A 14,232-nucleotide genomic window follows, 5' to 3' on the forward strand; every position below is an offset into this window, starting at 1 on the left:
CTCGCGTTCACTCGGCGCCGAGCAGGTCGGCTCCCGAGAGTTCTCCCAGCGCGGCGGTGATGTTGATGAGGGGCTCCCGCAGGGCGGACAGGGCATTGCGCATGTCGGCCGCATGCTCCCAGCTGCGTTCGTGTGCGATGACGCTCGTGGTGTCCGGCCGCGCGGCTTCGTGAATCTCCAACGCCGGGTGCCAGGTGCTGAGAAATGGGCGCAACTGGTCGTTGACGAGACCGGCCACCAGCTGTGGGAGGCGCGAGGTGGAGGCGTTGGCGCCGAGGCGGTGGAGGCCGTCCCGTGCCGTGGTGAACAGGGAGTGGAGCGAGGCGAGGGCTTCCCTGAGTGAGCCCTGGCCCTCGGCCAAGGGCTGCACTCCGACCCGCAGGGCAAGTTCGACCTGCAGGTCAAAGGCGACTGCCCGCTCCACATCGTGGGAAGAAGTCGGCGACTGGGAACGCACGGGGTACTCCTGTGCCCTCGTCGGAGTGTTTCGGTTCTCCAGGATAGGAGCCGGCCACGATTGCACCAGAGTGTGCAGCAGTGCCTGGCGCAGGTCCTCCTGTCTGGCCACGTCCTCGTCGTGACGGCGGACAGCTCGTGCGACGAGGGGGTGAACGCTCCAGGCGCGGGTGTCAGGGGACGAGGGGCGGACGATGCCCTCACCGATCAGGGTGTTGGCCCCCTCGGCCACGCGATGAGCCGCTTCTGCTGGGCGAAGGCCGTCGACCAGTGCCAGGGTCTGCTCCAGCGGGCCTTCACCGAGAGTGGCGGGGTGCACGAGGGCGAGTACCCGCAGGATGTCGTTGGCGGCAGTACGTGCCTTGATGCTGCGCGGCAGCAGCGTGGAGGACAGCGGCGCTCGCACGGTCGGCCGCTGAGGGGAAGAAGCACGTTCCCAGCGCAGCAGGACATCGGTGCTGTTGCTGTGCAGCAGCCGCCGCAGGCGCGACAGATCCTCGTGGAGCATTCGCTCGGCGACAAGGTCAAGCGCCAGGGGATGGCCACCGAGGTCACGAAGGACCTCATCGGCGACCAGACGCTCCGCTGGGTCCGTCGGACGGCGGCGCGAGGTGAGGAGTTCGTAGGCATCGGCGTCGGGCAGGGGGCCCAGGTCGAGGGCCTCGGCGGAGGAGCCGTAGTGGCGGGACCGGGTGGTGAGCAGAGTGGCGGTGACCACGTGGGGGCCGTGCAGCAGGGCCAGTTGTTCTCGGGACAGGCCGTCGGGGACGCCGTCGAGTACCCACAGGCAGGGCTGGTCGCGCTCTCCCAGTGCGACGGCCAGATGACTGAGCAGCGCGGGCAAGGAGCGCGCATGCGCTTCGATGCCGAGCGCCGAGGCCACGGTGCGCACCTGACGGAAGTAGCTTTCCAGCGCGCGGTCGGGCGCGTCGGAGCCGACGTCGTGCAGGTCGAACCAGTAGATACCGCCGGGGAACGAAGGCGCGAACTGCAGCGCGTACTCCTGCGCCAGCAGCGACTTCCCGATGCCCGGCATTCCCCGGACGACCGTGGTTCTCCCATGGCCTGCCTGGGAGACCAGCGGGGCACGGTGGCGGTGCAGTGCCGTGTGGAGATGCCACTGTTCGGCCAGCCGACCCGTGAAGCGGCGGGATCCGGACGGTATCGGAGCGGGTAGCCATCTCAGGCTCGCCGGACCCGGGGCGCCGCCCAACGGGCCCCTCAAATTCCCGACATAGGACGTGACACGATCGGCCAGCAGATTCGCGGCGGCTTCGCCCCTGACACCGGGCCAGTGTCGCGCATCGCGCAATTCCAGCGGGTGCACATGGTCGGCGGATTGCTCGGGGTTGATCACCAGGATGCGGCGCCGGGGATCTCCCTCACGCTGCCCGGCCAGGAATGCGTAGGTCAATTCCCACTGGCAGGCACGGCGGCGCGGGTACTCCTGCGAATACAGCGCGAGGAGCGCCTTCGACCTGGCCAGGGCATGGGAGATGGTGGCGGTGATGCCGGCGAAATCCTCGACTGAGGTGTCATCCACGAACACCCGCAGTCCACGGCGACGCAGAGCGGGGACCAGGGGCTCCAGCAGGTCGGCGTCGGAACGGCTGTAGCTGATGAAGACGTCCCAGTCCTCCTCGCCCGTCTGCCGATCCATCCCATTCCCTTCTCGTTACGTTGGTCCAAAGGCAGTCTGCCGGACCGATGATCCGGTCCAGTATCGTGGCGGGCCAGGCTGGGGGGCGACGTGACGTGGGGGGAATGCGTGCCGAGGAGGAAAGGCGTGGGCCGACCGGCGGAGGTGGCCGTCAAGTTCACGGTGCCGTTCGTCGGAGAGATCAGCGGCACGTGGCGCCCGGATGACGCCGAACGGAAAGCGGCCTGGGAGCTGTACGTCGAGTTGATCACACGCGTGAGCGTGATCGAACTCGGTCCGGCAGAAGGCATCCTGCGCGAAGCGCTCTCCTCGCACTACACGCTCTTCAACACCACACGCGAAATCCTGCGCCGCTACGGTCCGGACGTCGCACCCCGAAGCCGGCAAGGCGAGATCACCTTCGGCTCGCTGGCAGTGACAGTCCTCAACGCGGTCGTACGTCCCCTTCTGACACGCTGGCACCCCGCTCTCGCCGAACATGAGGCAGCCAGACCGGCCGGCGTAGCCCCTCGGACGCATGAGCAGGGGTGGGAACACGAAGCCGAGCTCCGGGAGCAGCTTCGTGTCTCCCGGCAGGCGTTGGCCGACCTGGCACGTGTGCTGGCTGAAGTCGCAGGCTCCGCAGACCTTTTGATCCCCCGCTCACCCGGGCCACAAAATCAGCCGGGGGGGGGCGTAGGAAGCGGGGAGCCCCGGTCGCCGGGCGGCGAGGAGCCTGCGTGAGGGGCCAGTACTTCTCGGGAGCTGTTGTTCCGGGCCTCTGCGGCGGCGATACCGCGAACACGGGTACGGACATCCAGCGGATGGGTACGCAGTGGGGGGCCGTACCGCGGCAAGGGCAGCGGCTCCAGCAGCGCGGGATCCGCGGGCTCGGGTGGGAGGTCCATCAGCGTGTAGAAGTGACGCCGCAGCAGTTTCGCCGAAGCTCCGGGGGCCGAGGTGGTGAACTCGGCAGGCCCGGCGAGCGGTCGGTGTCGTGCCAGCAGTTCTTCGAGCTGTTCGCGCAACGGACCCTGCGGGTTGAGCCGCGGAGCGTCTCGGACGAACGCCGTGAGCGGTGCGTCAGGGTCCAGCCGTTCCTCCCCGGCGGCCGCCAGTAGGACGGGGCAGCCCAGTGTCGCGGCGTAGTAGGTGACCGCCCCGAAATCTCCCAGGACGACGTCTGCGGCCAGGAGGGCCTGGCGCCAGGCGTGCACAGGATCGATCAGGGTCAGCCCACTGCGGCGGGCTCGGTCCAGCCACACGCGGATCTGGCCCGGGCCGTGCCCGTACCAGATGTTCGGGTGCAGTACGGCTGCGAGGCGGTACTCGTCGGCCGGCAGCTCGGCCGCGAGCCGAGGCAACAAGCTGGGCAGGACGTCTTGGTCACCGCCGTTCCCGAAGGGGCCTTCCGGGTTCCAGGTGGAGTTCAGCACGACGAGTCGCTGTCCGCGGCGCAGCCCCAGAGCGCGCCGGAACCGCTCCCGGTAGGGGCGGGCGGCCAGCATGCGGTCGAAACAGGGGTCCCCGGCGAGTACGGCTGCCTTCTCCGCTCCAGGGCATGCGCGGCGCAACCGCTCCAACTGTTCCGGATGCGACAGCACGAGCCCGTCCACGAACGGTTTGCCATCCGCCAGCAGCCAGTCCGCTGACAGCCCGAACGTCGGCTCCCGGCTCCCGGCACGCGTATCACCGGGGGATCGGACGGCCCCACTTGTCACCTCCTGTTGACTGCGCCCGCCGCACTCCGCGATCACCCTGGCCAGGCGCGGCCGGCGGCATCACTCCGGCTCCCGGGCTCTCCGGCTCGCTGCTGGCCGGCTGGGCTCTGCCGCGGCGGCGCTCTTGGCGGTGACACCGGCGACGCCCGCGAGCGCTGCGACTGCACCGGGCCGGCTCGGTCCTCGGAAGCCGGGCGCTTCATGCCGCCGGGCACGGCGAAGTTTCGGGAGGTTTTCGGGAAGAACAGCCGCCGAAACCCGCCCCGGACCGGCTCCAGCCGACCGGATCCGCCTCGTCCGCCCCGGCGTCCGACGGCCCGCCGAAGCCACCAAACACCCTCTGAACAGCAAAAAGACCCTCCCAAGAGGAGGGTCTTGCGGAGCGCCCCCGGCAGGACTCGAACCTGCGGCCAAGTGCTTAGAAGGCACCTGCTCTATCCACTGAGCTACGGGGGCCGGTGTGGGCGTGGATCACGGACCGCGGACAAGGATAGAGGTCCGGGTGCCTCGTCCCGGTTGCTTCACCTCCGTGGCACGTTGTGGAGGTTCGGTGAAGCGGTCCCGATAATCGCAGGCAGGTACGAATCCTGCACCGCTTTTGGCGTCTCGTGCGTCGGGTGTTGTGCACTCGTTATGCCTGCGTCTCGCTTGTCGCGATCGTCCCATGCGTCACTCGTCCCGTTCTGTGGGGGTTCTTGCGGCGCGCACGAGGGGGTATACGCTTCAAAAACCCAACGAAATTGGGCATTCTGCACATGTGGCGACCTTGGACGTACGACCCCGGCTGATCGACGCACTGTCCGTTCTGCGCGACCGCGTCGATGCCGCACGCTTTCCGCTGCCACTCAGGGGCGCGGCCCGTGCCCGGCGAAACCGGGACGAGCTGCTCGCCCAGCTCGACGACTATGTGATTCCCCGCTTGCACGCTCCTCAGGCCCCGCTGCTCGCGGTGATCGGGGGATCGACCGGGGCGGGCAAGTCCACGCTGGTGAATTCGCTGGTGGGGCGACGGGTCTCGGAGGCCGGAGTGCTGCGTCCGACGACCCGTACGCCGGTGCTGGTCTGCCATCCGGACGACGTCCACTGGTTCGCCGGGCCGCGGGTGCTGCCGCAGCTCACCCGGGTGTGGGTGCCCGAGCAGGACGACGGCGGTGAGGGGGAGTACGAGAGGGGGGTGGAGTACGAGAGGGAGGGGGCCGGGGCGGCGGGTGTGTATGGGGGGTATGGCGGGACGGGGGAGGAAGAAGAGAAGGGGAAGGGGGGAGGGCGGGGAGCGGCGGGGGAGGCCGGGGCGCTGACGGTGCGGATCGAGGCGGATGCGGCGGTGCCCAGCGGAGTGGCGCTGCTGGACGCGCCCGACATCGATTCGCTGGTCGCGCGCAACCGGGAGCTGGCCGCCGAGCTGATCTGTGCGGCGGATGTGTGGGTGCTGGTCACCACGGCCGCCCGTTACGCGGACGCGGTGCCCTGGCATCTGCTGCGTACGGCCAAGGAGTACGACGTCACGCTGGTGACCGTGCTGGACCGGGTGCCGCATCAGATCGCCACCGACATCTCCGGGCGGTACGCCGAACTCCTGCAGCGCGCCGGGCTCGGCCAGGTGCCGCGCTTCACCATTCCCGAGCTGCCCGAGTCGGCGGGCGGCGGGAGCGGACTGCTGCCGGCCACGGCCGTCGCGGCGCTGCGGGAGTGGCTGGAGCGGCACGCCCAGGACCCCGTGGCCCGCGTCGCCGCCGCGGAACGTACCGCCGCCGGCGTGATCACCTCGCTGGGCAGCCGGTTGCCCGCGCTGGCCGGGGCCGCCGCCGCTCAGCACGCCGCGGCGCTGAGGCTGACCGGACGGGTCGAGGAGGCGTACGAGCGGGCCGCGATGCGGGTACGGCGGGAGATCGCGGCCGGGGAGGTGCTGGCCGGGGACGCCCGTGCCCACTGGCGTGACCACGGGCTCGGCGGCCGGCCGGACGAGCTGCTCGACGCGCTGACCCATGGGCTCGCCTCGCTGCTGACCTGCGCCGTCGAGGAGGCCGACGAGCGGGCCGCGGACGCCTGGCGGCGCGATCCCGCGGCGGCGGAGGTCTCGCTGACGGCCGCCGCGGGCGCGGCGGGTGCGGCCGGGCGCCTGGGGGTGATCGTCCGTCGCTGGCGGCGGTGCCTGGAGGAGCTGGCCGAGGAGGAGACCCGTGAGGCGCGCGGCGGCCAGGCCGGCGACCGGGTCGGCTCGGTGGAGCCGGAGGAATCGGCAGCCCTGCTGGCCGCCGAGCTGCTCGGCGGGCGGCGCGCCCGTACGGCGGGCGAGAACCTCGCCGACCTGTTGGGAGCGCAGGCCGCGCTACGGCTCTGCGAGCGGGGCGGGCGGCTGCTGACCACCTATCTGGAGCGTGCGCTGGACGGTGAGCGCGAGCGGCGGCTGGCGCCGCTGGACCGGCTCACCGTCCCGCCGGAACAGCAGGCCGAGCTGATCGCCGCGGTGTCCGTATTGCAGCGGGAGCGGCAGAGGGGGACGAGGAAGCGGGGGGAGCCGGAGCAGCGGCGGGAGCGGGAGGAGATGGCGGTGGGTGCGGTGCCCGGGGGCGGGCTGGGGCTTCAGATGGCGAAGGAGGAGGTGTCGGGGTGAGCGGATCGACGGTGACGGGGCCGGGAGCGGGGATCGGCCGGGCGGCCGGGGAACAGGAGAGCGGCAGGGACGGGACCGGGGAGGAGGAGACGGGGGAGCGGGCGGGTGCGGTGAGGGCGGACGGAGAGGGTGCGCGAGGGGAGGATGTGAGAGGTGAGGAGGCTGGTGGGGTGGGGCCGGCGGGGAGAGCAGAGGGGCGGGCGTGGGATGACGGGTTGATCGCGCGGCGGGTGCGGGAGGTGGGAGTGCCCAGGCCGGGTGTGCGGCGGGGCGGGGACGAGGCCGGGGCGGAGCCGTCGGCCGACGGGCCCGCACCGGGTGGTGTGGCAGGGGGTGCGGAAGTGGGTGGTGAGTCATGCGTCGAGGCGCAGGACGCATCGGATGGCGTATCGGGCGCCGCATCGTGTGGCGCGCCGCGGGCCGGGTCGCGCGTCGGGTCCCGCGCGCTCTCGCGCACCACCTCGTCCGTCGATGCACGCGGCGGGCACGGCACGGGTTCGCCCGCCGGCTCGCGCATCGATGGGGGCGTCGGGTCAGGCGGCGTTCGTACCGCCTCGCGTGGGGCTTCGCTCGCCGGGGCGCGTATGCCGTCATACGTCGGCGCGCACGCCGGTTCGGGCGCCGGAGCATGCGCCGAGTCGGCGTCGCATGACGCGTCGTGCGACGGATCGTGGGGCCCTTCGCCCGGGGAGGGCGGGGGCGGCTACCGCTGGGTCGCCGACGGGGGGCCGCGGGCCGCCGGGGGCGGGTTGCGGGGGCGGCTGGAGGCGTTGCGGGAGTTGATCGCGTTGTCGCGGACGCGGCTGGACGGGCGGACGCTGGAGGCGGCGGGCCGGGTGCTGGAGGTGGCCGACGAGCGGTATCGGCTGTCCGGTGAGCACACCGTCGTCGCCATCGCCGGGGCCACCGGCAGCGGCAAGTCGTCACTGTTCAACGCGCTGGCCGGAGCGCACCGTTCGCAGGTCGGCCCACGGCGGCCGACGACCGCCGACCCGGTGGCCTGCGTGTGGCCGGGCGGCGGGCCGGGCGCGGAGGGCCTGCTGCACCGGCTGGGCGTGCCCGCGCACCGTCGGCACACCCCCGCGGACGGCAGCGCCGGGCTGGGCGGACTCATCCTGATCGATCTGCCCGACCACGACTCCTCGGCCACCGAGCACCGTGCCCAGGTGGACCGGATGCTGGAGCTGGTGGACGCGGTGATCTGGGTGGTGGACCCGGAGAAGTACGCGGACGCGGTGCTGCACGAGCGGTATCTGCGGCCGCTGGCGGGCTACGCCGAGGTGATGTTCGTCGTCCTCAACCAGGTGGACCGGCTGCCGGGGGACGCCGCGGACCAGGTGGTGGACGACCTGCGCCGGCTGCTGGACGAGGACGGACTCGCGCTCGGCGAGCACGGGGAGCCCGGGGCGGCGGTGCTCACCCTGTCCGCCGCGACCGGCCAGGGCGTGGGGGAACTACGGGAGGCGCTCGCGCAGTTCGTCGCGGAACGGGGGGCGGCGGACCGGCGGCTGGCGGCCGATGTCGATGCGGCGGCCGAGCGGTTGCGGTCGGTGTACGTGGCGCGCAGCCAGGTCGGGCTGACGGAGCGGGCCCGGGAGGAGTTCGACGACCGGGTGGCCGAGGCGGTGGGGGCGGTGGCCACCGGGCGGGCGGCGGAACGCGATTGGCTGCGTCACGCGGAGCGCGCGTGCGGGTCGCCGTGGGCGCGGATGCGGGGCCGGCGGGGAAGGAGCCGGGCCCCCAGGGCGGTGGTCGGCCTCGGGGCGGCCGGTGATGCGGCGGGGGACGGCCGGGCGGCGGCGCGGCCCGTGGTGGAGCAGGCCGTACGGGCCGTTGCCGGTGAGGCGGCGCACGGGTTGCCGGCGCCGTGGGCGCAGGCGGTCCGCGAGGCCGCGGAACGGGGCGCGTACGGCCTGCCGGAGGCGCTGGACAAGGTGGCCGCCGACGCCGAGGGGGCGCTGCGGGCCGGGCCGGTGGTGAAGCCGCGCTGGTGGACGGTGGCCGCCACGTTGCAGGGGATGCTGTCCGCACTCCAAGTCGTCGGGGTGTTGTGGCTGTTGGGTGCGCTCACCGGTGTGGTCGGCGCGACGGCCTGGCTCTTCGGGCTGCTGCTCGCGGTCATCGGTTCGGTGGGCGGACCGGCCCTGCTGTGGCTGTGCAAGGTGGTGGCGCGCGGCCCCGCCAGGCGTTACGGGCAGGACGCCGAGCGGCGGCTGCGCGGTGCGGCGGCCGGGTGCGGGCGGGCCCGGGTGCTGGAGCCGGTCGCCGCCGAGCTGCTGCGCTATCGGGAGGTGCGCGAGCAGTACGCGGTGGCGTCGGGCGCCTGACCCCCCTTACGGGTGGCCGAGTTGTCCACACTCGGCCGCCCGTCCACAGGCCGCCGCGGGCCGCGCCGGATCCGTGCAGCATGAGAGCAACGCAGCGCACGCGGCACAGGGCGAGCGCGCAGGACGCGGGGGAGGCGTGTTCCGTGAACGACACGATGGTGACGCTGGTGGGCAACGCCGCGACGGCGGTGGAGCACCGGCAGACGACGGCGGGCGTGACGGTGGCGAGGTTCCGGCTGGCGGCGACGTCCCGGCGGTGGGACAAGGCGCAGGAGCGCTGGGCGGACGGGGAGACGAGTTTCTACACGGTCCGGTCGTGGCGCGCGCTGGCGGACAACGTCGCCGCGTCGGTGGCGGTGGGCGAACCGCTCGTGGTCCAGGGACGGTTGCGGCTGCGCGAAGGGGAGCAGTCCGCCGAGCGGGGCGGGCAGCGCTGGTTCTCGGCCGAGGTCGACGCCGTGGCGATCGGTCACGATCTCTCGCGCGGCACCGCGGCGTTCCGCAGAGTTCCGCGCGCGGGGCGCACGGGAGGGGACCTCGTGCCGCGGAGCACACCACCACCGCAGCCGGACGAGCAGGCGCAGCCGCACCCGCCGTCCGAGTCACCTGAGCAGCCGCACCCGCGGCCCAAGTCACCTGAGCAGGCGCAGCCGCAGCCGAAGCCGCGCCCTCCGGTCCCGCGCCAACGACACCCGCAGGAAACCCCGTTGCCCGTCGGCGCCGCATCGGTTCCCCGGGATGCGGGCAATTCGCCACAGACGGCGTCAGTACCCTGAAAGTGATCAGGGATTTGTCGATAATGCCAGGTCAGGGTGCTTGATGTCGGTAACGATTGCGATTCGGATCGCTTATGAGATGCCATTAGTGGGGACCCTGATGCGCCCGCTCCATAAGATCCGACACGTACTCACGGGGGCTCACGGGGGCTGACGTTCGGCTGCTGAGTTCTTTGGGATCTTTTCGGCGAGGCATCTTCCCCACTCGACCGCCTCGCCCAGAGGGGAAATTCATGCTTTCCATGAAGGGGCGGGGCGCAGCCCGCCTTGCCGCCGCGGTCGTGGCCTCGGGCCTGGTCGCGGCCGGTGCGATAGCCACCGCGGGCACTGCCGCGGCGGACGAGACGACCCCCGTGCATGGGGGTGCCACCGCCACGCTCGGTGGTCTGAAGACCTTCGACCAGGCGGTCGTGCACAACGAGGGCGGGGACCAGCGCGTCGGCGCCGGCCTCTTCGAGATGTCGGTCGACAACGGCGGCACCCTCCAGACGTACTGCATCGACATCCACAACCCGACGCAGCAGCAGGCGAAGTACCAGGAAGTGCCCTGGAGCGCCTCGTCGCTGCACAACAACGGGGACGCCGGCAAGATCCGCTGGATCCTGCAGAACTCCTACCCGCAGGTGAACGACCTGGCCGCGCTCGCCGCCAAGGCCGGTGCCGGGAATCTCACCGAGAAGACCGCCGCGGCCGGCACCCAGGTCGCGATCTGGCGCTTCTCCGACCACGCCAAGGTGGACGCGGTCGACCCGGCGGCCGAGAAGCTCGCCGACTTCCTGGAGAAGAACGCGCAGAACGTCGCCGAGCCCAAGGCCTCGCTGACGCTGGACCCGCCGGCCGTGTCCGGCAAGTCCGGCAGCAAGCTCGGCCCGGTCACCGTGCGCACCAACGCCGACAGCGTCACGATCTCCCCGGCCGCCGACGTGCCGGCCGGCGTCAAGGTCGTGGGCAAGGACGGCAAGCCGGTCACCAGCGCCACCGACGGCACCCAGCTCTTCTTCGACGTGCCCAAGGGCGCCGCGGACGGCAGCACCTCGCTGACCGCGCAGGCCGCCACCAAGGTCCCGGTCGGCCGTGCCTTCACCGGCATCGGTGAGCACGCCAAGAGCCAGACCCAGATCCTGGCCGGCTCCAGCGAGTCCACGGTCTCCGCGGCCGCCACGGTCTCCTGGAAGAAGCAGGGCGCCATCCCGGCGATCACCGCCGAGAAGAACTGCGCCAAGGGCGGCGTGGACGTCACGGCGACCAACAAGGGCGACGAGGCGTTCGGCTTCCAGCTGTCCGGCAAGCAGTACGAGGTCGCCCCGGGCAAGTCGCAGACCGTGACCGTCCCGGTGGCCGAGGACCAGCCGTACGAGATCACGATCAAGGGTGCGGGCGGCTTCAAGAAGACCTTCACCGGTGTCCTGGACTGCAAGACCGCCGGTAGCGGCGGCGGCAAGCCCTCCCCGCAGCCCAGCCCGGCCTCGGTCGGCGGCAGCACCGGTGGCGGCCACGGCGACCTCGCCGAGACCGGCTCCAGCAATGCCACGCCGATGATCGCGGGCATCGCGGCCGTCCTGGTCGTGGTCGGCGGCGCCGCGGTGTTCTTCCTCCGTAAGAAGAAGACCGGCACGCCCGCCCAGTAACAATCGGCGACCGTCCGGTGACCGGGCGGTGGTCGAGGAACATCCCGTGGCCCCGGAGCGTTGTACGGCTCCGGGGCCACGGGCGTCCACCCGATGGCACCCGTTTCCTTCCAGGGATGGACGTACGGCAAGATGGGGTGTATCTGCCCTCCCTCGGCCCTGTCCTACGAAGGCCCCGGGCGGTGCCGCTCACAAACCCTTTTCGATCCAATCTGCCGGACGGTTTCTCTTGGCTGAGTACATCTACACGATGCGCAAGGCGCGCAAGGCGCACGGCGACAAGGTCATCCTTGATGACGTGACGCTGAGCTTCCTGCCGGGCGCGAAGATCGGTGTCGTGGGTCCCAACGGCGCCGGTAAGTCCACGGTGCTGAAGATCATGGCCGGTCTTGAGCAGCCGTCGAACGGTGACGCCTTCCTCTCCCCCGGCTACACCGTGGGCATGCTCCTGCAGGAGCCGCCGCTGGACGAGTCCAAGACCGTGCTGCAGAACGTCCAGGACGGCGCCGCCGAGATCATGGGCAAGCTGCACCGCTTCAACGAGGTCGCCGAGCTGATGGCGACCGACTACTCCGACGCGCTGATGGAGGAGATGGGCAAGCTCCAGGAGGACCTCGACCACGCCAATGCGTGGGACCTGGACACCCAGCTGGAGCAGGCCATGGACGCGCTGGGCTGCCCGCCCGGCGACTGGGCGGTCACCAACCTCTCCGGTGGTGAGCGCCGCCGGGTCGCGCTGTGCAAGCTGCTGCTGGAGGCCCCCGACCTGCTGCTGCTCGACGAGCCCACCAACCACCTGGACGCCGAGTCCGTGCAGTGGCTGGAGCAGCACCTGGCCAAGTACCCCGGCACCGTCGTCGCCGTCACCCACGACCGGTACTTCCTCGACAACGTCGCCGGCTGGATCCTGGAGCTCGACCGCGGCCGCGCCCACGGCTACGAGGGCAACTACTCCAAGTACCTGGAGACCAAGCAGACCCGTCTGAAGGTCGAGGGCCAGAAGGACGCCAAGCGTGCCAAGCGCCTGAAGGAAGAGCTCGACTGGGTCCGCTCCAACGCCAAGGGGCGGCAGGCCAAGTCCAAGGCGCGTCTGGCGCGTTACGAGGAGATGGCCGCCGAGGCCGACAAGATGCGGAAGCTGGACTTCGAGGAGATCCAGATCCCGCCGGGCCCGCGTCTGGGCAACGTCGTCGTCGAGGTCGAGAAGCTCAACAAGGCCTTCGGCGAGAAGGTCCTGATCGACGACCTGAGCTTCACGCTGCCCCGCAACGGCATCGTCGGCATCATCGGCCCGAACGGCGCGGGCAAGACCACGCTGTTCAAGATGCTGCAGGGTCTGGAGACCGCGGACTCCGGTGACATCAAGGTCGGCGAGACCGTCAAGATCTCCTACGTCGACCAGAGCCGCGAGAACATCGACCCCAAGAAGACCCTGTGGGCCGTGGTCTCCGACGAGCTGGACTACATCAACGTCGGCCACGTCGAGATGCCCTCGCGGGCGTATGTCTCCGCGTTCGGCTTCAAGGGCCCGGACCAGCAGAAGCCGGCCGGGGTGCTCTCCGGTGGTGAGCGCAACCGCCTGAACCTGGCGCTCACCCTCAAGCAGGGCGGCAACCTGCTCCTCCTCGACGAGCCGACCAACGACCTCGATGTCGAGACCCTGTCCTCGCTGGAGAACGCGCTGCTGGAGTTCCCGGGCTGCGCCGTGGTCGTCTCCCACGACCGCTGGTTCCTCGACCGCGTCGCCACCCACATCCTGGCGTACGAGGGCGACTCCAAGTGGTTCTGGTTCGAGGGCAACTTCGAGTCGTACGAGAAGAACAAGATCGAGCGGCTCGGCGCGGACGCCGCCCGCCCGCACCGCGCCACGTACAAGAAGCTCACCCGGGGCTGACCGTCGTGCGTCACCTCTACTCCTGCCCCCTGCGCTGGTCGGACATGGACGCGTTCGGCCACGTCAACAACGTGGTCTTCGTCCGCTACCTCGAAGAGGCGCGGATCGACTTCATGCGCCGGCTGGCGCCGGGGGGCGGCAGCCCGTCGTTCAAGGGCGGTTCGGTCGTCGCCCGGCACGAGATCGACTATCTGCGGCCGCTGGTGCACCGGCACCACCCGGTGACCGTCGAGTTGTGGGTGACGAGGCTCAGCGCCGCGTCGCTGACGGTCGGCTACGAGGTCAAGGACGAGGACGCGCTCTATGCGCGGGCCGCGACCGTCGTCGTCCCGTTCGACTTCGCCGAGGGCCGTCCGCGGCGCCTCAGCGCGGAGGAGAAGGCCATCCTCAAGGAGTATCTGGACGACGCGTCGCGTCAGGAGGGAACCGTCGCGGTATGACGGCGCTGCATCTGGCCGATGCCGGGGAGGCGGCGGACCTCGCCGCCTTCCTCGCCCGGCTGATCCACTACGACCGCGCCGCGGCGGTACGGCTCCAGGCCGGCGGCGGGGTGCTGGCCGTCTTCGGCCGCCCGCCGTCCTTCGAGGTGCTGGCGATCCGTACCGCCCGGCTCGCCGGGGACGTCGACCTGGACACCACCGTCTCGGCCGGTGAACTCCTCGAAGGCATCGAGGAGTCGGCGGGGACGCTGACCGTGCCCGCCGCCGTCACGGGTCCGCCGTGGACCGGGCTGCTGCCGCCGCGCGGCGGCTGGCAGCGGGTGCCGGGACTGCCGGCGCCCGAGGCGCTGGTGCGCGCGGTGGCCGCCGCGGTCGCCGAGTTCCGGGCCCGTGACGAGGCGCTGCCGCCGCAGCACCGCACCCGCGCCGAACGCGACCGCATCGGCCGGGAGATCTGGTCGCGCACCCTCGGCGACACCCACCTCCCGCTGCGTGCCGCGCATGCCGCCCAGTCGCTGGGCTTTCTGCGACCGGTGCGGACCGGGGCGCTGGCCGGCGGCCCCACCACCGCCGGCGCCCAGCACGAGCGGCCCGCAGCCCCGCCGCTGAGCCTGCTCTCCGCGGGCGGCTGGCTGCGGCTGAGCACCCCGTACGGATCGATCGCCGTACGGACCGGGGGACCGGCCGGGCTCACGGGCCTGTCGGGGCTCACGGTCACGCCGGTCTGAGGGGGCGGG

At 71.6% G+C, this 14,232-nt stretch carries 10 protein-coding genes and 1 tRNA gene; 8 read left to right on the plus strand and 3 right to left on the minus strand.

Translation table 11 applies throughout. The features are described 5' to 3' along the window. Positions 1–7 precede the first annotated feature (7 nt). Complete coding sequence (locus ACZ5XZ_RS14530) at positions 8–2,116, minus strand: tetratricopeptide repeat protein (RefSeq protein ID WP_468977703.1); 2,109 nt, start codon at positions 2,114–2,116, stop codon at positions 8–10. Positions 2,117–2,242: 126 nt separating this feature from the next. On the opposite strand from ACZ5XZ_RS14530, the gene ACZ5XZ_RS14535 reads away from it, so the two are divergent. Next, positions 2,243–2,839: a hypothetical protein gene (locus ACZ5XZ_RS14535; protein ID WP_468977706.1), complete on the plus strand. Its 597-nt coding sequence runs from the start codon at positions 2,243–2,245 to the stop codon at positions 2,837–2,839. On the opposite strand, the gene ACZ5XZ_RS14540 is transcribed toward ACZ5XZ_RS14535, so the two are convergent. Together ACZ5XZ_RS14540 and ACZ5XZ_RS14545 are read right to left on the minus strand one after the other, a co-directional pair. Beyond that, positions 2,776–3,699 (minus strand): hypothetical protein, encoded by a 924-nt coding sequence (locus ACZ5XZ_RS14540; RefSeq protein ID WP_468977708.1) that lies wholly within the window; start codon positions 3,697–3,699, stop codon positions 2,776–2,778. The genes ACZ5XZ_RS14535 and ACZ5XZ_RS14540 overlap by 64 nt on opposite strands. A gap of 500 nt (positions 3,700–4,199) precedes the next feature. Next, positions 4,200–4,272 (minus strand) — tRNA-Arg (locus ACZ5XZ_RS14545). Between the two features lie 310 nt (positions 4,273–4,582). Between ACZ5XZ_RS14545 and ACZ5XZ_RS14550 the strand changes: the two genes are divergently transcribed. The 7 genes from ACZ5XZ_RS14550 to ACZ5XZ_RS14580 all read left to right on the plus strand — a co-directional run bounded on the left by ACZ5XZ_RS14550 (position 4,583) and on the right by ACZ5XZ_RS14580 (position 14,223). Further along, positions 4,583–6,430, plus strand: a complete 1,848-nt coding sequence (locus tag ACZ5XZ_RS14550) for a dynamin family protein (RefSeq protein WP_468977866.1) — start codon at positions 4,583–4,585, stop codon at positions 6,428–6,430. Between the two features lie 245 nt (positions 6,431–6,675). Beyond that, entirely contained in the window at positions 6,676–8,757 is a 2,082-nt protein-coding gene (locus ACZ5XZ_RS14555; RefSeq protein WP_468977709.1) for a GTPase, read from the plus strand. Positions 8,758–8,900: 143 nt separating this feature from the next. Then, a complete protein-coding gene (locus ACZ5XZ_RS14560; protein ID WP_468977712.1) occupies positions 8,901–9,533 on the plus strand; it encodes a single-stranded DNA-binding protein in 633 nt (210 codons plus the stop codon). 233 nt (positions 9,534–9,766) lie between these two features. After that, on the plus strand, positions 9,767–11,161 hold the full coding sequence (locus ACZ5XZ_RS14565) for an LAETG motif-containing sortase-dependent surface protein (RefSeq protein ID WP_468977714.1): 1,395 nt from the start codon (positions 9,767–9,769) through the stop codon (positions 11,159–11,161). Between the two features lie 229 nt (positions 11,162–11,390). Then, positions 11,391–13,055 (plus strand): energy-dependent translational throttle protein EttA, encoded by a 1,665-nt coding sequence (gene ettA / locus ACZ5XZ_RS14570; RefSeq protein WP_468977716.1) that lies wholly within the window; start codon positions 11,391–11,393, stop codon positions 13,053–13,055. Positions 13,056–13,060: 5 nt separating this feature from the next. Then, positions 13,061–13,495: an acyl-CoA thioesterase gene (locus ACZ5XZ_RS14575; RefSeq protein WP_468977718.1), complete on the plus strand. Its 435-nt coding sequence runs from the start codon at positions 13,061–13,063 to the stop codon at positions 13,493–13,495. Beyond that, positions 13,492–14,223 (plus strand): DUF8010 domain-containing protein, encoded by a 732-nt coding sequence (locus ACZ5XZ_RS14580; protein ID WP_468977721.1) that lies wholly within the window; start codon positions 13,492–13,494, stop codon positions 14,221–14,223. The genes ACZ5XZ_RS14575 and ACZ5XZ_RS14580 overlap by 4 nt, the downstream gene beginning before the upstream one ends. The last annotated feature ends 9 nt before the right edge of the window (positions 14,224–14,232 follow it).

This window comes from Streptomyces sp. NPDC033270 (genome assembly GCF_055576575.1).